Raw genomic sequence first — 16,467 nt, forward strand, 5'->3', positions numbered from 1 at the left:
TGACGCGGCGGCAGGTGCGTCGACGCCGGTTCGTGGCTCGCGGCCACGCGAGCGGCGCCGGGGCACCGGCCCCGGTCCCGCACGAAGCGGGACAAGATCCGGCCGTACGCCGGGCATGACCCGATTCTCGATTGATCGAGATTCATTGACAATTCCCTCCCGCCTTTACAAGCTGTCAAGTCTGACTTGACACTGAATGCTTTCCGACCGTTAAACGGGCCGGATCAGGAGACGCGCCGCATGGACCTGAACGCGCTGACGCTGCTCGTCGAGATCCTCGACGCCGGCAATCTCAGCAAGGCCGCGCAGCGGCTCAAGATGAGCCGCGCGAACGTCAGCTACCGGCTGAACCAGCTCGAGCGCTCGATCGGCCAGCAGCTCGTGCGGCGCACGACGCGGCGCATCGAGCCGACCGAGATCGGGCTGAAGCTGTACGAGCACGGCCGGCGCATCCGCAACGAACTGCTCGCCGCGCAGGAATCGGTGACGACGCTCGGCCAGGACCTGCAGGGCCGCGTGCGGCTGTCGGTGCCGAGCGGCTACGGGCAGATGGTGATGTCCGACTGGCTGCTCGCGTTCAAGCGGCTGCATCCGGGCATCGTGCTCGACGTCGTGTTCGAGAACCGCGTGGAAGACCTGATGCGCGACGAAATCGACATCGCGGTGCGCGTGATGCCGGAGCCGCCGCAGAACCTCGTCGCGCGCGACATGGGCGCGGTGCGCTACGTCGCGTGCGCATCGGCCGCATTCGCGGCCGAGCACGGGATGCCGGCGAGCCTCGGCGCGTTGTCGGCCTCCCCCGTCGTCACCGCGACGGTGATGGGCCGGCAGCTCAGGATCGCCGCGTATCTCGGCGACGAGCGCCACGAGGTGCTGCTCGAGCCCACGCTGATTTCGGAGAACTTCCTGTTCCTGCGGCAGGCGATCCTCGGCGGGATCGGCGTCGGCATCGTGCCCGACTACGTGATGCAGGACGACATCCGGCGCGGCACGGTCGTCACGTCGCTCGACGCGTACCGGCTCAGCATCTTCGGCACGCACATGTACATGCTCTACATGCCGAACCGGCACCACACGCGTGCGACGTCGACGTTCATAGAGTTCATCCTCGAACAGGCCGGGAAGACCGGCCGGGGCGGGCCCGGCGCGATGCGTCAGGGTTTCCTGTCGGGTGACAAGCCGCCGGCCGCGCGGCGACAATAGCGCGCCCGGGGCGGGCAGCCGCGTTGCGCCGGCACCGTCGCCTCCTTCGAATTCACTGCTGCCGAGGGTTCAATGTTCGACCGGATTCGTCCGCATTCGCGCTCCTGGACGCTGCTCGCCGCCGTCGCGCTCGTCGCGTTCAACGCCGGCTGCACGTCCCCGTCCACGCCGCCGTCGGGCGCGGTGGTGCCCGTCGCCGCCGCATCCGGCGCCGCCGTGCCGCTGCCCGGCTTCCACGCGCCGGAGCTGTCGTCCGGCTGGACCGACAAGCCGGGCTGGACCTCGCAGCACGTCATGATCGCGGCCGCGAACCCGCTCGCGACGCAGGCCGGCTACGACATGCTGAAGGCCGGCGGCACCGCGATCGATGCGGCGATTGCCACGCAGATGGTGCTCGCGCTCGTCGAGCCGCAATCGTCGGGGATCGGCGGCGGCGCGTTCATGCTGTATTTCGACGGCAAGGCAACGCAGGCCTACGACGGCCGCGAAACCGCACCGGCCGCCGCGACCGACCGCCTGTTCTACGGGCCGACCGGCCAGCCGATGAGTTTCTACGAAGGTGTCGTCGGCGGGCGCTCGGTCGGCACGCCGGGCGTGCTGCGCATGCTCGACGCCGCGCACCGCGCGCACGGCAAGCTGCCGTGGCGCCGGCTGTTCCAGCCGGCGATCCGGCTCGCCGAACACGGCTTCACGATCAGCCCGCGGCTCGCGACGCTGATCGCGAACGACAAGTACCTGAAGAACGACCCGGCCGCGCGCGCGTACTTCTACAACCAGGACGGCACGCCGAAGGCGGCCGGCACGGTGCTGAAGAACCCCGCGCTCGCGACCGTGCTGCGCCAGGTCGCCGACCGCGGCGCGAATGCGTTCTACAGCGGCGCGATCGCACGCGACATCGTCACGAAGGTGCGCAAGCACCCGACCAACCCGGGCCTGCTGTCGCTCCAGGATCTCGCGCGCTACAAGGCGAAGGTGCGCGCGCCGCTGTGCGCCGATTACCGGCGCTCGGTCGTGTGCGGGATGCCGCCGCCGTCGTCGGGCGGCCTCGCGATCGCGCAGATGCTCGGCATCCTAGAAGCGATGCCCGACTGGCAGCAGATCGGCGCGCAGAAGCCGGTGCGCAACGACGTCGGCTACGAGCCGACGCCGTTCGCCGCGCACCTGTTCAGCGAAGCCGGGCGCCTCGCGTACGCGGACCGCGCGCGCTATGTCGCCGATCCCGATTTCGTGCCGCTGCCGGGCGGCAGCTGGGCGAGCCTCACCGACAGGACCTATCTCGCGCAGCGCGCGCACCTGATCGGCGACAGCAGCATGGGCGTCGCGCAGGCCGGCACGCCGCAGGGCGCGACGCTCGCGATGGCCGACGACCGCAGCCCCGAACTGCCGTCGACGTCCGACATCGCGATCGTCGACCGCTACGGCCAGGCGCTGTCGATGACGACGAGCATCGAGGACGCGTTCGGCTCGCGGCTGATGGTGCGCGGCTTCATGCTGAACAATCAGCTCACCGATTTTTCGTTCGTGTCGAACGACAACGGCCGGCCGGTCGCGAACCGCGTGCAGCCCGGCAAGCGGCCGCGTTCGGCGATGTCACCGGAGCTCGTGTTCGACAAGAAGACGAAGCAGGTGACGATGATCGTCGGCTCGGCCGGCGGCCCCGCGATCATCAATCACGTCGCGAAGACGCTGGTCGGTGTGCTCGATTGGGGGATGACGATGCAGCAGGCGATCGCGCTGCCGAACTTCGGGTCGATGAACGGGCCGACGCAGCTCGAGCGCGGCCGCGTGTCGGACGCACTCGCCGACGGGTTGAAGGGCCGCGGGCACGACGTGCAGGTCGTCGAGATGAACTCGGGGCTGCAGGGGATCCAGCGGCTGAACGTGCAGGGGCAGACGGTGTGGTTCGGCGGGGCCGATCCGCGGCGAGAAGGGATCGCGATGGGGGATTGAGGGCGGCAGCAGGCCGGGGCGGCGCGTGAACGTCGCCCATGCGCCTGCGTGACGTCAGCCTCTCCCCTTCCACGGCACGATCCGCCGTTCGACCCATCGCATCGCGAGATCGAACAGCCACGCGATCGCGCCGATGATCAGGATCCCCATCACGACGATGTCCGTACGCAGGAAGCTCGATGCGTTGAGCACCATCTGCCCGAGCCCGGCTGTCGCGGCGACCATCTCGGCCGCCACGAGCGTCGTCCAGCCGAAGCCGATCGCGATCCGCAACCCGGTGAGGATCTCCGGCAGCGCGGCCGGCAGCACGACGTGGCGCACGATCTGCGCGAAGCTGCCGCCGAGCGAATACGCGGCGTTGATCTGCTCGACCGTTGCCGCTCGTACGCCGGCGCGCGCGGCCATCGCGATCGGCGCGAAGCATGCGAGGAAGATCACGACGAGCTTCGCCGTTTCATCGATGCCGAACCAGATCACGACGAGCGGCAGATACGCGAGCGGCGGCAGCGGCCGGTAGAACTCCAGCAGCGGATCAAGCACGCCGCGTGCAATGCGGCTCACGCCCATCAGGATGCCGGCCGGCACGCCGATCGCGGTCGCGAGCAGGAACGCGCCGAACACGCGCGCCGCACTCCACAGCAGGTGCTCGGAAAGCGGCAGGCCGCCCTGGATGCGCCCGTGCCAAGCATCGACGAATGCCGTCCACACGGCTTCCGGTGCGGGCAGGAACAGCGGCGGCAGCCACTGGCGATGCGTGGCGACCCACCACAGCACGGCCAGCACCGCGACCGTCGCCGTGCTCAAGGCCGCCGTCTTCCCCTCCCCCGGCAACCGGTAGCGGCGTGACGACGGCGCACGTCGCGCTGCCGCATGCGTCCGCGTGCGATCACCCTGCTCGAAACCTGCGGCCGTCCCGTCGGCCGCCCACGAATCCTGCGTGCTCATGCTGTCCTGCCTGTGCAAAGTGCTGATCCGACCGCGTCCGACCGACGCGCCCTGTCGCGCGAGTTCATGCATCACGCGGCCACCTCGGCCGCTTCGTCGCGATGCAGGTACGCGATCAGCCGCTCGCGCCACGCGATGAAATCCGGTGAAGACTTCACCGCGCGCGCATCGCGCGATTCGACGTAGCGGCGCGCGAACGGCAGCTCGAAGGTTTCCGCGATCCGGCCGGGGCCGGGCGTCATCACGACGAGACGCGTCGCGAGGAACAGCGCCTCCTCGACATCGTGCGTAATGAAGAACACCGTCTTGCCGGTGCGCGCCCACACGTCGAGCACGAGCGCCTGCATCGTGCCGCGCGTCATCGCGTCGAGCGCGCCCATCGGCTCGTCCATCAGCAGCACGCGCGGGTCGCTCGCGAGCGCGCGCGCGATGCCGACACGCTGCTGCATCCCGCCCGACAGCTCGTACACGCGCGCATGCGCATGACCGTCGAGCCCGACGAGCGCGAGCATCTCCCGCGCCCGCGCGTCGCGTTCGGCTTTCGACACGCGCGCGAACCGCAACCCGAGCGCGACGTTGTCGAGCACGTCGAGCCACGGCAGCAGCGCGTACTTCTGGAACACGACGCCGCGATCGGCGCCGGGGCCCGTGACCGGCACGCCGTCGACGCACACCTCGCCGGTCGTCGGCGCGACGAAACCGGCCATGCAGTTCAGCAGCGTCGTCTTCCCGCACCCGGACGCGCCGAGCGCGACGACGAATTCACCGGCATCGATGCGCAGGTCGACGCGTGCGAGCGCCTGCGTCGTCGGCCTGCCGCGCTCGCCCGGATAGGCAACCGATACCTGACGGACTTCCAGCGTGCTCATGGTCAGGACTCCGCGATGATCGCCGCTTAGCGCGCGGCCTTCTGCACGAACTGCGGATCGACGCCGGCCGAGTAGTCGGCGAGCACCGTCTGGATCGTGCCTTGCGATTTGAGGAACGTGGCGGTCGCCGCGAGCGACTTCGCGGCGCCCGATTGCGCGCCGCCACCAAGCCACGTCGGCGACGCCTGCTCGGCTGCCGTCGGGAAGGCGTAGAGCGCGAGGCTGGCCGGCACGTCCTGCGCGTTCGCGCCCGATACCTTCGCGACCGCCGCGACCTGCGGCGAGCCGACCTTCCACGCCGCCGCATGCGCGCGATAGTCGGCATCGGCGGCTGCGAGCACCTTCACGAATCGCGTGACGAACTCGGGGTTCTCGCGCGCGAACTTGCGGCTCACGACGAAGCCGTCGAAGGTCGCCTTGCCACTTTCTTTCGCAACCTGACCGGACGTCGTCAGCACGGTGCCCGACTGCTTGACCTTCGCGAGCACCGGATCCCAGATGTAGGTCGCGTCGATGTCGCCGCGCGCCCACGCCGCCGCGACTTCGGGCGGGCGCAGGTTGACGATCTTCACGTCGTTCGGATTGACGCCCGCGGCCTGCAACGCGACGAGCGTGTGGAAATGCGACGTCGACACGAACGGCACGCCGATCTTCCTGCCCTTCAGCGATGCGACGTTCGTGACGCCCGAGCCGTTGCGCGCGACGAGCGCCTCGGCGTCGTTGATGTTGTCGAGCACCCAGAACAGCGAGATGTCGAGCCCCTGCGACAGCCCGGCCGCGATCGGGCTCGAGCCGGCTTCGCCGAGCTGCACGGAGCCCGACGCGAGTGCGCGGATCACGTCGGCGCCGCTGTCGAGCTTGCGGAACGTGACCTTGTAGCCGGTCGCCTTTTCGACTTCACCGCTCGCCTGCGCGTAGCGCCACGGCACCACCATGTCCTGGTACGCGATCACGACTTCGCGCGTTTCGGCGTGCGCCGCACCGAGCGCGGCAAAGGCGGTCAGCGCGACGACGGCGCGGCGGATGAAGCTGAAACGGGACATGCGGCTCTCCTTCGGAATGCGGGTATTGCTGCGGGAGAGCCGACTATAGGAGCTTTGCGCGGGGCGGGAGCGAACTTATCCTGCGAAGCTATCGATGCCGTTTCAGCTTTGCTTTCCATGCTCCACTGGATTGCGCGTCCGGTCGGGTGGCGATTGCCATGCGAACGCAGGAATGGCGTCCGCATCAACAAAAAAGCCCGCATCGCTGCGGGCTTTTTTCGGGTTCGCCGGAAGACGGCGAAGCAACGGCGCTCAGACCACCCCGGCCCCGTGCGCCTGCAGATCGGCGTGATAGCTCGACCGCACCATCGCGCCGACGGCCGCGTGCGTGAAGCCCATCTTGTACGCCTCTTCCTCGTACATCTTGAAGGTATCCGGATGCACGTACGCACGCACCGGCAGGTGGTGCTCGGACGGCTGCAGGTACTGGCCGATCGTCAGCATGTCGACGTCGTGCGCGCGCAGGTCGCGCATCACCTGCAGGATTTCCTCTTCGGTTTCGCCGAGGCCGACCATCAGGCCCGACTTCGTCGCGACGTCCGGATGCAGCGCCTTGAAGTCCTTCAGGAGCTTCAGCGAGTGCGCGTAGTCCGAACCCGGGCGCGCTTCCTTGTACAGGCGCGGCACCGTTTCGAGGTTGTGGTTCATCACGTCCGGCGGCGCGGCGTTCAGGATCGAGATCGCGCGGTCGAGACGGCCGCGGAAGTCCGGCGTCAGGATCTCGATGCGCGTTTCCGGCGACTGCTCGCGCACTTCGCGGATGCACTCGACGAAGTGGCCGGCACCGCCGTCGCGCAGGTCGTCGCGGTCGACGCTCGTGATCACCACGTACTTCAGCTTCAGCGCGCCGATCGTGCGCGCGAGGTTCTTCGGCTCGTCCGGATCCAGCGGATCGGGGCGGCCATGGCCGACGTCGCAGAACGGGCAGCGGCGCGTGCACTTGTCGCCCATGATCATGAACGTCGCGGTGCCCTTGCCGAAGCATTCGCCGATGTTCGGGCAGCTCGCTTCCTCGCACACCGTATGCAGGTTGTGCTCGCGCAGGATCGTCTTGATCTCGTTGAAGCGCGAGCTGCCGGTGGCCGCCTTCACGCGGATCCACTCGGGCTTCTTCAGCTTCTCGATCGGAATGACCTTGATCGGGATGCGCGCCGTCTTCGCCTGCGCCTTCTGCTTGGCGGTCGGATCGTAGGCAGGGGTCGCGGCCGAATCGGCCGGTGCGGGAGAAGCGGTAACGTCAGTCATTCGATTGTTCCAGTGCCTGCGGCTTGTCGGCGGCCGCGGATGCGCCGTCGAGGTTGGCGATCAGACGGCGCACCAGCGTGTGGGCGACGTCGTTCCAGTCGGCGGCAACCTCGAGGCTCGCCATGTCGACAGTTTCCAGTCCGGCATAGCCGCACGGGTTGATCGCAAGAAACGGGCGCAGATCCATCTTCACGTTCAGGCTCAGCCCGTGATAGCTGCAGCCGTTGCGGATCTTCAGGCCGAGGGCCGCGATTTTCGCGCCCTCGTGCACGCCGGATGCCACGTAGATCCCGGGCGCACCCGCCTTGCGGACCGAAGCGAGATTATACGCCGCGAGGGTTTCGATCACGGCCTCCTCGATCTTCGTCACCAGCGTGCGCACCATCAGCTTGCGCCGGCGCAGGTCCAACAGAAGGTACGCGATGATCTGGCCGGGGCCGTGGTAAGTGATTTGCCCGCCGCGGTCGACCTTCACGAGCGGCACGCCGCTGTCGGCCACCAGCAGGTGGGCCGGGTCGCCGGCCTGGCCGAGCGTGTAGACCGGCGGGTGCTCGACCAGCCAGATCTCGTCGCCGGTGTCGGCCGTGCGCGTGTCGGTGAACGCGCGCATCGCGTCGAAGCTCGTCTCGTAGGTCTCGACGCCCCGCCAGCGCACGGTGACCGGCGGGGCCGGCTGATCCGGGGACCCGGCGGGCGATGCGGAAACGGCAACAGGCGTGGACACAATGGAAACCGGCGAAACGGACATGGGCGGTAGTTTACCGAAAACCCGTGGGTCTCGCCGGCCTTGGGAGAGGGACGGATCGCCGGTATCCGTCGGAGGAAATGATGGTCAGACGGTGCGCCATCCGTCGTGGAGCAGCGCAGTCACGCGTTCGCGCAGCCGTGCCAGCCCGCCGAGCGCGACTTCCCGGGGCGGACGCGACACCGAGAACGCCACGCGCGTGCCCTCCCGGCCTTCCGCGCTGAGCCACAGCCGCTCGCCGCGGCGCAGCTTCAGCGTCTCGCCGTCGACCAGGAAGTAGTCGTTGACGTCGTTGCTGCGCGTCGCCCACACCGGCCCGCACTGAACCACCAGCCGCGTGCTGCGTTGTACCTTCATCGGCACGGTTTCGCCCGCGGGGATTTCGAACGTGATGCTTGAAGAAATTTCTTGCATGATCGACTCCGCCAATAAGTGCTTCGATGGCTACAATCGTAGTCACTTCAAGGCGTCTGACAAAACGACCAATTTTCACGTCGATGTGAGGAAAATTAGCAAATGGACCTCCGCCAGCTACCTGCGCTGAACGCGATTCGCGCGTTCGAAGCCGCCGCCCGTCACGAGAATTTCTCGCGCGCCGCCGACGAGTTGTACGTCACGCACGGCGCGGTCAGCCACCAGGTACGCGCGCTCGAGGAGGAGCTCGGCGTGCAGCTGTTCACCCGCAACGGCAAGCGGCTGTGCCTGACCGACGCCGGCATGCGCTACGCGCAGCAGATCCGCACCGCGTTGATGGTGATCGCCGATGCGACCCGCGACGTGCGCGCGAGCGACCGCGACCGGCGGCTCGTGGTGTCGATGCTGTCGTCGTTCGCCGCGCGCTTCATCACGCCGCGCATCGGCTCGTTCATCGAGCGGCATCCGGAAATCGACGTCGAGCTGCAGTCGACCAACTCGCTCACCGATTTCGCGCGCGACGACGTCGATCTCGCGATCCGCTTCGGCCATGGCAACTATCCGGGGCTGCACGTCGAGCCGCTGTTCGACGAGGTGTTCTTTCCGGCGTGCGCGCCGACGCTGAACGGCGGCAAGCTGCCGCAAACGCCCTCCGATCTCGTGCACTACAACCTGCTGCGCTCGGACGACGAGCTGTGGCGGCCGTGGTTCGACGCGGCCGGGCTCAAGACGCTGACCGAGCCGAAGCGGGGGATTCTGTATCAGGATTCGTCGAACCTGCTGCTGGCCGCGATCGACGGCCAGGGCATCGCGCTGGTGCGCCGCTCACTCGCGGTGCACGACCTGCTCGACGGGCGCATCGTGCGCCTGTTCGACATCGACGGGCCGAGCCCGTGGCACTATTTTTTCGTGTGTCCGCCGCCGCTCCTGAACACGCCGCGCGTGCAGGCGTTCAGGACCTGGCTGCTTCAGGAAGTCGCCGAATACAAGCGGCTGTGCGACGAGCTGGACGCGCGGCGCGCGGCGGGGAAGACCCCCGCCGAGTGCGCGCAGGAAGGAGGATGGCGGGCGCTTAGAGCACAACCTTGACCATCGGATGGCCGGTCAGTGCGCGGTAGATGTTGTCGAGCTGTTCCTGGCTCGTCGCCCGCACGGTGATCGTGAGGCCCGTGTAATTGCCGCCGCTCGACGCACGCTCCTCGATCTTCTCGACATCGATCTCGTTGTCGTGAACGGCGACGACCTTGAAGATCGTGTCCTTGAACTCGGGGTGCGCCTTGCCCATGATCTTGATCGGGAAATCGCACGGGAACTCCAGCAGCGACTCCTTCCGGGTATCGATCGCGCCGGTCACCTCGATGGTTTTGGTCGGTTCGCTCATCACTTTCTCCGGGTTAGGTCAAACTGTTCAAACTCGCGCGACTTCGCGCGCTGGTACGCGTCATACAACGCCGCGAACACGGGGCCCGGCTTGCCGCCCTGCACGGGCAGATCGTCGAGCGACGTGACGGGCAGCACTTCCTTGGTGGCCGACGTGATCATGATTTCGTCGGCTGCGCGCAATTCCACTTCGCTGATCTCGCGCGCGACGAACGGAATCTTGCATTCGTCGGCCAGCTCCTCGATCAGCGCATAGCGGATCCCCTCGAGGATCTTGTTGCTGCGCGGCGGCGCGAGCAGCTCGCCGTTCTTCACGATCCACACGTTCGACGACGATCCTTCCGTCAGGTTGCCGTCGCGCAGCTGCAGCGTCTCGAACGCATCGCGTTCGGCCGCATGCTGCGCCATCAGCACGTTGCCGAGCAGCGAGATCGACTTGATGTCGCAATGCAGCCAGCGGCGATCCTCGGCCGTCACGCAGCGCACGCCCTGCGCGCGCTCCTCTGCCGACGGCAGGCGCAGCGGGCTCGTCATCGCGAACACCGTCGGCACCGCGTTCGCCGGAAACGCGTGGCCGCGCTTCGCGACGCCGCGTGTCACCTGCAGGTACACGAGCGCGTTGCCGTCGCCGAGCCCTTCGGCATTCGCCGCGACCACACGCTCGATCAGCGCACGCCAGCCCGCGTCGTCGTGCGGGTTGGCGATGCCGATCTTCTTCAGGCTGCGCTCGAGCCGTGCCAGATGCTGCTCGATCCGGAACGGCACGTGCGCGCCGTCGTGCGCATAAACGGGGACAACTTCATACACGCCGTCGCCGAAGATGAACCCGCGGTCGAGCACCGGTACACGGGCTTCCGACAGCGGCACCATTTCCTCCTGCGACGACACGCTGAGGTAGACGATCGGTTCAAATTCGGCTTGGCTCATAGCTATGACAGATGGGGATGAAGTCGTGAAAACAAAGGCCCGTCGTGCTTACTTCTTCTTGCTGAACATCAGCAGGATCGAGTCCCAGATACGTCCGAAGATACCCGCTTCCGGCACGGCCTGCAGTGCGACGACCGGGAATTCGGACAGCGTCTTGCCGTCGGCGACGATCTTCACGGTGCCGACCTGCTGGCCTTCCGCGAGCGGCGCGATCAGCGGCGCGTTGACGTCGACTTCCGTCTTGATCTTGTCGCCGAGGCCGCGCGGCACGGTCGCCCACTGGTCGCCCTTCACGCCGACCTGCACGGTGTTTTCCTTGCCCTTGTAGATGCGCGGCGTCGACATCGCCTGGCCGCCCTTGAACAGGCGCACCGAATCGAACGCGCTGTAGCCGTAGTTCAGCATCTTCATGCTGTCCTGCGTGCGCTCGCCTTCCTTCTGCTCGCCCATCATCACCGACACCAGGCGGCGCTGGCCGTCCACACCCGGGATCGCGCGCTTCGCCGACGCGATCAGGCAGTAGCCGGCCGCTTGCGTATGGCCCGTCTTCAGGCCGTCGACCGTCGGGTCGAGCCACAGCAGGCGGTTGCGGTTGCCCTGGCGGATGTTGTTGTACTTGAATTCCTTCTCCGAGAAGATGCTGTAGTACTGCGGAAAATCGCGGATCAGGTGGGCGGACAGCTTCGCGAGGTCGCCGGCCGTCGTGTAGTGGTTCGGGTCGGGCATGCCGTTCACGTCGGCGAAGTGCGTGCCCTTCATGCCAAGGCGCTGCGCCTCGTCGTTCATCAGCGTGACGAACTGCCCTTCGCTGCCGCCGACGAGTTCGGCCAGCGCGATCGCGGCGTCGTTGCCCGACTGGATGATCATCCCGTACACGAGGTCGTGCACCGACACCGGCTTGTTCGCCTCGATGAACATGCGCGACTCGTCGCGGCCGACGCGGCGCACGGCTTCGCTCGGCGTGACGATCTGCTCCATCGAGATCTTCTTCTTGTCGAGCGCCTCGAACACGAGGTACGCCGTCATCAGCTTCGTCAGCGACGCGGGTTCGACGCGTTCGTCGGCATTGCCCGATGCAAGCACCGTGTTGCTGGTCGCATCGACGAGCACCCACGAGCGCGCGTTCACGCCCGGCGGCGGCACTGCGCCCGGCATGTAGGTCGCGGGCGCGCCGGTGAACTGCTCGGTGGCGGCCGGTGCCGCATGCGCGGCCTTGGCCTTGGCGGCCGGCTTCGCCTCGGCGACGACGATCGTCGACGCGAGCGCGACGGGCAGCATCACGCCGAGCGCGACGTTGCGCGCAGCGGTGCCGAAGGCGATGGAAGAAGCGAGGGACTTGAGGCCTTGGGGAGACAGACGCATGATCGATTCAGGCTGATGGCAGAAAGTGCGGTGCGAAACGCGCAGGGTTGAACGGCAAGGCGGCGGGCGTTTCGGGCACTCGCCCGAAAATCGTCGGGCGACGCGAAACGCGCCGGTTGGACTCGTGCGGACGCGTTCGGTTCGCGGCCGTCGCGAGCGGGCGGACAGGCGGCGAAACGAGCGCCGCATGGGCCCAGCCGGGCCGCGGGCGACGCGGAATCCGGCCATTATACGTGGCCGCGCAGGGCGTTTTCGCGAACCTGGCGCCGGACGGCCGCACATCGGCATCGGGCGCAGGGGGTCGGCAAGCTGCACGTCATCGCACGCGAAGGTGTGCGAAAGGCATGTGCAGGCGAGGTGGAAGTCGGGATGCGCCGCGCGGTGCGGCGCGATGTCGCGCGAAGGGAGAACGCGCGTCCGGTGCGTGCCGGAGGTCGTGCGTGAGATGTGACGCGGGCTACCGGCGCTACGCCGGCGCCCGCGTACCGGCTAGCGCCAGGCGTCGACGATGATGCGCTTCAGCACGTGCAGCTTGCGATGCAGGAAATGCTCGGCGCCGGGGATTACGACGACCGGCAGTTCCTGCGGCCGCGCCCAGTCGTACACCGACGCGATCGGCACGGTGTCGTCGGTTTCACCGTGGATCACGAGCGTGTTCTCGGGCACGTCGGCCACCTGCCAGCGGCTCGCGGCCGTGCCGACGAACACCATCCGTTCGATCGTCTCGCCCGCGTCGCGCAGCCGCTTCGCGACGTGCGACAGCACGAAGGTGCCGAACGAGAAGCCCGCGAGCACGAGCGGCAGGTCGGCATACGCGGGCTGCGCACGCATGTGCGCGAGCACCGCAAGCAGGTCGTCGGCCTCGCCGGTGCCGTTGTCGTGCACGCCCTCGGTCGCGCCGACGCCGCGGAAGTTCGACCGGAACACGACGTAGTTCAACTGCACGAGCGTGCGCGCGAGCGTCTGCGCGACCTTGTTGTCCATCGTGCCGCCGAACAGCGGATGCGGATGCGCGACGAGCGCGATGCCGCGCGGTGCGGCGCCGCTTTCGCGCACGGCGTCGGGAAGGTCGACCGCGATTTCGATCTGCCCGACCGGGCCCGCGATCAGCGACTTCTGCGTATGAACGTTCATTCGGCCGGCCCGCTCAGATCTTCAGGCGGTCGACGACCTTGCCGTCGCGCAGGTGCGATTCGACGATCTCGTCGATGTCGGCCTGGTCGACGTACGTGTACCACGTGCCTTCCGGATACACGACCATCACGGGCCCTTCCTCGCAGCGGTCGAGGCAGCCAGCCTTGTTGATGCGAACCTTGCCGGGCCCCGCGAGGCCGAGCTCCTTCACGCGCTTTTTCGCGTATTCCTGCATGGTCTGCGCGTCGCATTGCGCACAGCTCGGGCGTTCGGCGCCCGGATCGCGCTGGTTCAGGCAGAAGAAGACGTGGTGCTGGTAGTAGGAATCCATGATGGTGACGAGCGGCCCGGCGCGAAGCCGTGCGGAAAGAGGAGCGATTGCCGCTGCGCGGGGCAACGGAGGATGCGGACGATTATAGCGAGCGGCACGCGCCACTGCCTGCGATACCGCCGCCGCGCCACCGCAGCCCCGCGTCAGCGGCGCAAGGCAGCCGGCAGCCACGCGTGCTCGACGCGCTGGCCGAGCCAGATCAGCGCCGCGTAGGGCCAGATCCATGCGAGCCAGCGCGCGAGGCTGTTGAAGTGCACGTAGCGGCCCTGCCGCCAGCCCGACAGCGTGAAATCGAAGAACGGATTGACGGGCAGCAGGTTCACGAGCGCCACGCCGGCCAGCAGCGCGAGCGCCGCAAGCGTCGCGCGCCAGGTCGCCGGCACGTGCAGCGCGACGAGCGCGGCCGCGAACCCGAGCTCGATCCCGAGCCGCGCGCCGGGTGTCGCCCACACGACGACGAGGCCGGTGGCCGACTGCATGAACGTCGCGGCCGCCTTCAGCACGAGCGTCGCGGCGACAAGCGCGATCAGGAGCCGGATGCGCGGCGCGCGCGGCCGCATCGCGAGCGACGCGATCGTCAGCGCGGCGAACAGCATCAGCCCGCCGAGCGCGGCCTCCCACCCGGAGTCGGACAGCCAGCCGTCGACGCGCTCGGGCCATTCGCCCACGCGCCACGCGGCCGGCAGCCACGCAAGCAGCGCGTCCTGCATCGACACGTCCGCACGCTCCCACAGCGCGGCCGGCCAGTCGCCGATGCCGAACAGGAACGGCGACGGGAACAGGATCGCGAACGGCCACAGCCCGGCGAGCAGCAGCGGCGTCGCGCCGTCGTTCTCGAACCACGCGAAGCGCAGCCGGCGCAGCGCGCCGCGATCGAGCAGCGCACCGGTGGCCGGCGCGACGAGCGCCGCGCCCAGCAGCGCGCCGAGCGCATTGGCCGCGAGATCGAGATTCGACGCGACGCGCGTCGGCAGGTAGGTTTGCAGCGCTTCCATCGAGCCCGACAGCAGCACGCCGAGCCCGGCCGCGATCAGCGTCGCGGCCACGCCGCGCCAGCGCGGGTGCAGCGCGAGCACGGCAAGCGCGCCGAACGGCATGTAGCCGAGCACGTTCGTGACCACGTCGAATGCGGTCACGTAGCGCTGCATCGGCGCGAACAGGTAGTCGAACGGCCCGATGCCGAGCGACACCCAGCCTCCGAACGGATACAGCGACGCGTAGACGATAAGCGCCGCGTAAGCGGCAAAGGCCTGCCGTGCGAGCGGCGATGCACGTGGGGTGCCGGTCGCGCTCATCGCGGCTGCGCGGCACGCGTCACGGCGTGCCCGCGTACGCCTGCATGCCGACCCACGCGGCGATCTGCGACACGAGCTGGTCGCTCGCCGTCGCGAGCGCGCGGGCACCGCCCGCCGCGTCGGGCGTGCTCGACGGCGCGCGGGCGACGAACGTGCGCTGGCCGAGCACCTTGCCGTCCAGCGTCAGCGTCGCGCGCGCGGTGACGGCGCCGTGGCTCTGCGACTGGCCGTCGAACACCTGTTCGAATTCGTTCAGGTCGACCTTGAGGGTCGGCGCGCGCACGCCGTCGGATCCCTCGAGCACCGTGCCGCGCGACGACAGCGCACCGCGCAGCCGCTGCGTGAGCAGCTGCGCGGGCGGTGCCGTCCAGCGGCTGTCGCGATAGACGGCCACGTGCTGCGCATCCACGTACGCGAGGCGGTAGGCGAACTTGTCGGAATCGAGCGCGTCGGGCGCGGCGACGTCGAGCACCTTCAGCGCGGGGCCCGGGCCTGCGGTCACGACCGACGTGGCCGGCCCGAGGTCATAGCGGACATTCGACAGCACCGCGCTGTTGCCGGCGCAGCCGGCCGCGAGCGACAGTGTCAGCACGGCAAGCGCGGCCGCGGCGGGACGCAGCGCGCGGTCAAGGATTCGTGGCATGGCGTGTTCCTGCATGATGTTTCCGGTTTCGATGGGTGTCACTGCCCGGCCGTCGCACCCGGCCAGGCGAAGCCCGGCTCGCCGGGGCCCGGCGCCGCGCCGGGCGAACCGAACAACAGACTGCGCGGATTGCGGCCAAGTTCACCGGCCACGTCCTTCAATTGCCGCGACGCGTCGCCGACACTGCCGGCCAGCGCATTGAAGCGCGGCAGCGTGTCGTACTGCACGCGCGCGTTGAGGTCGTTCAGCGCGACACCGATCTGATCCGCGGCCGTGCCGGCCTTGTTCAGGTTCGACACGAGCGGCCCGTTCGGCTGCAGCAGCGTGTTCGCCGACGCCATCGCGCGGTTCACCTCGTGCATCGTTTCCGGCAGTGCAGTCACCGCCGGGCCGAGCTGCTTCGTCAGCGTGGCCGCGCCGTCGGCCGCGTGCTGCAGGCTTTCGGCGGTCGCGCGCAACTGCTCGCGCATCTCGGGCGACATCAGCGCATTCGCGCTCTTCGCGGCCATTTCGAGCTGCCGCAGCAGCACGTCGCCGCGCTCCTGGATCTGGTCGAACAGGCTCGGCCGCATCGGGATCTGCGCGATCGCCTTCGTCGACGACGGCAGCGGCGCCAGGTCGCGGCCCGTGTCCTCGAGCTGCACGAACGCGATGCCCGTCACGCCCTGGAAGCCCAGGCTGCCGTAAGTGGACTGCGTGATCGGCGCGTCGTGGTCGACGAGGATGCGGATCCGGATCTGGCCCGGGTGCGCGCGATCGAAGCCGATCGACTGCACCTTGCCGACGTCGAGGCCGCGAAAGCGCACGGCCGCGTCCGGGAACAGCCCCGTCACGTTGGTGCGCGCGAGCAGGTCGTACGGCACGCGCACGGTGCGGTCGACGTTGAACCAGAACACGGTGCCCGCGATCGCGAGCGTCAGCGCGATCGTGAACAGGCCGGCCCAGAACGCATGTGATTTGTTTTCCATTCGCGGATTCCTT

17 protein-coding genes are annotated in these 16,467 nt (G+C 68.4%); 3 read left to right on the forward strand and 14 right to left on the reverse strand.

Annotated features, from left to right (window positions below; genetic code table 11):
- Positions 1-240: 240 nt before the first annotated feature.
- Both BCO18175_RS39180 and ggt read left to right on the forward strand, forming a co-directional pair.
- Positions 241-1,203, forward strand: coding sequence for a LysR family transcriptional regulator (locus tag BCO18175_RS39180; RefSeq protein WP_011353323.1), 963 nt, complete (start codon positions 241-243; stop codon positions 1,201-1,203).
- Positions 1,204-1,275: 72 nt separating this feature from the next.
- The gene (gene ggt, locus BCO18175_RS39185) at positions 1,276-3,153 is read left to right on the forward strand and encodes a gamma-glutamyltransferase (protein ID WP_174989034.1); all 1,878 of its coding nucleotides are present in this window, start codon (positions 1,276-1,278) and stop codon (positions 3,151-3,153) included.
- Between the two features lie 54 nt (positions 3,154-3,207).
- On the opposite strand, the gene BCO18175_RS39190 is transcribed toward ggt, so the two are convergent.
- From BCO18175_RS39190 to BCO18175_RS39215, 6 genes are all read right to left on the reverse strand, one after another.
- Complete coding sequence (locus BCO18175_RS39190; RefSeq protein ID WP_174989078.1) at positions 3,208-4,170, reverse strand: ABC transporter permease subunit; 963 nt, start codon at positions 4,168-4,170, stop codon at positions 3,208-3,210.
- A complete protein-coding gene (locus BCO18175_RS39195; RefSeq protein WP_174989036.1) occupies positions 4,170-4,967 on the reverse strand; it encodes a taurine ABC transporter ATP-binding protein in 798 nt (265 codons plus the stop codon). The genes BCO18175_RS39190 and BCO18175_RS39195 overlap by 1 nt, the downstream gene beginning before the upstream one ends.
- Before the next feature lie 26 nt (positions 4,968-4,993).
- The gene (gene tauA / locus BCO18175_RS39200) at positions 4,994-6,010 is read right to left on the reverse strand and encodes a taurine ABC transporter substrate-binding protein (RefSeq protein ID WP_174916224.1); all 1,017 of its coding nucleotides are present in this window, start codon (positions 6,008-6,010) and stop codon (positions 4,994-4,996) included.
- A 252-nt stretch (positions 6,011-6,262) separates the two neighbouring features.
- Entirely contained in the window at positions 6,263-7,255 is a 993-nt protein-coding gene (lipA, locus tag BCO18175_RS39205; RefSeq protein ID WP_039346279.1) for a lipoyl synthase, read from the reverse strand.
- Positions 7,248-8,003, reverse strand: a complete 756-nt coding sequence (lipB, locus tag BCO18175_RS39210; RefSeq protein ID WP_174989038.1) for a lipoyl(octanoyl) transferase LipB — start codon at positions 8,001-8,003, stop codon at positions 7,248-7,250. Before lipB ends, lipA begins: the two co-directional genes overlap by 8 nt.
- 84 nt (positions 8,004-8,087) lie before the next feature.
- A complete protein-coding gene (locus BCO18175_RS39215; RefSeq protein ID WP_122946777.1) occupies positions 8,088-8,414 on the reverse strand; it encodes a DUF2917 domain-containing protein in 327 nt (108 codons plus the stop codon).
- 102 nt (positions 8,415-8,516) lie between these two features.
- Here BCO18175_RS39215 and BCO18175_RS39220 point away from each other — a divergent pair, with 102 nt between their 5' ends.
- On the forward strand, positions 8,517-9,503 hold the full coding sequence (locus BCO18175_RS39220; protein ID WP_174989040.1) for a transcriptional regulator GcvA: 987 nt from the start codon (positions 8,517-8,519) through the stop codon (positions 9,501-9,503).
- On the opposite strand, the gene BCO18175_RS39225 is transcribed toward BCO18175_RS39220, so the two are convergent.
- The 8 genes from BCO18175_RS39225 to BCO18175_RS39260 form a co-directional block, all read right to left on the reverse strand.
- On the reverse strand, positions 9,487-9,795 hold the full coding sequence (locus tag BCO18175_RS39225) for an HP0495 family protein (protein ID WP_011353335.1): 309 nt from the start codon (positions 9,793-9,795) through the stop codon (positions 9,487-9,489). The two genes, BCO18175_RS39220 and BCO18175_RS39225, sit on opposite strands and share 17 nt — an antisense overlap.
- The gene (locus BCO18175_RS39230; RefSeq protein ID WP_174989042.1) at positions 9,795-10,721 is read right to left on the reverse strand and encodes a D-amino acid aminotransferase; all 927 of its coding nucleotides are present in this window, start codon (positions 10,719-10,721) and stop codon (positions 9,795-9,797) included. Before BCO18175_RS39230 ends, BCO18175_RS39225 begins: the two co-directional genes overlap by 1 nt.
- Positions 10,722-10,769: 48 nt before the next feature.
- Positions 10,770-12,083: a D-alanyl-D-alanine carboxypeptidase family protein gene (locus BCO18175_RS39235; protein WP_174989044.1), complete on the reverse strand. Its 1,314-nt coding sequence runs from the start codon at positions 12,081-12,083 to the stop codon at positions 10,770-10,772.
- 489 nt (positions 12,084-12,572) lie between these two features.
- Positions 12,573-13,217: an alpha/beta hydrolase gene (locus BCO18175_RS39240; RefSeq protein ID WP_034198940.1), complete on the reverse strand. Its 645-nt coding sequence runs from the start codon at positions 13,215-13,217 to the stop codon at positions 12,573-12,575.
- A gap of 13 nt (positions 13,218-13,230) precedes the next feature.
- Positions 13,231-13,548: a (2Fe-2S) ferredoxin domain-containing protein gene (locus tag BCO18175_RS39245; RefSeq protein ID WP_006485233.1), complete on the reverse strand. Its 318-nt coding sequence runs from the start codon at positions 13,546-13,548 to the stop codon at positions 13,231-13,233.
- Between the two features lie 143 nt (positions 13,549-13,691).
- A complete protein-coding gene (locus BCO18175_RS39250) occupies positions 13,692-14,843 on the reverse strand; it encodes a VanZ family protein (protein WP_174989046.1) in 1,152 nt (383 codons plus the stop codon).
- 19 nt (positions 14,844-14,862) lie between these two features.
- A complete protein-coding gene (locus BCO18175_RS39255) occupies positions 14,863-15,501 on the reverse strand; it encodes an ABC-type transport auxiliary lipoprotein family protein (RefSeq protein ID WP_425128738.1) in 639 nt (212 codons plus the stop codon).
- Positions 15,502-15,524: 23 nt separating this feature from the next.
- Complete coding sequence (locus tag BCO18175_RS39260) at positions 15,525-16,454, reverse strand: MlaD family protein (RefSeq protein WP_174974776.1); 930 nt, start codon at positions 16,452-16,454, stop codon at positions 15,525-15,527.
- Between the last annotated feature and the right edge of the window lie 13 nt (positions 16,455-16,467).

Source organism: Burkholderia lata, from assembly GCF_902499335.1.
GTDB lineage: Bacteria > Pseudomonadota > Gammaproteobacteria > Burkholderiales > Burkholderiaceae > Burkholderia > Burkholderia lata_B.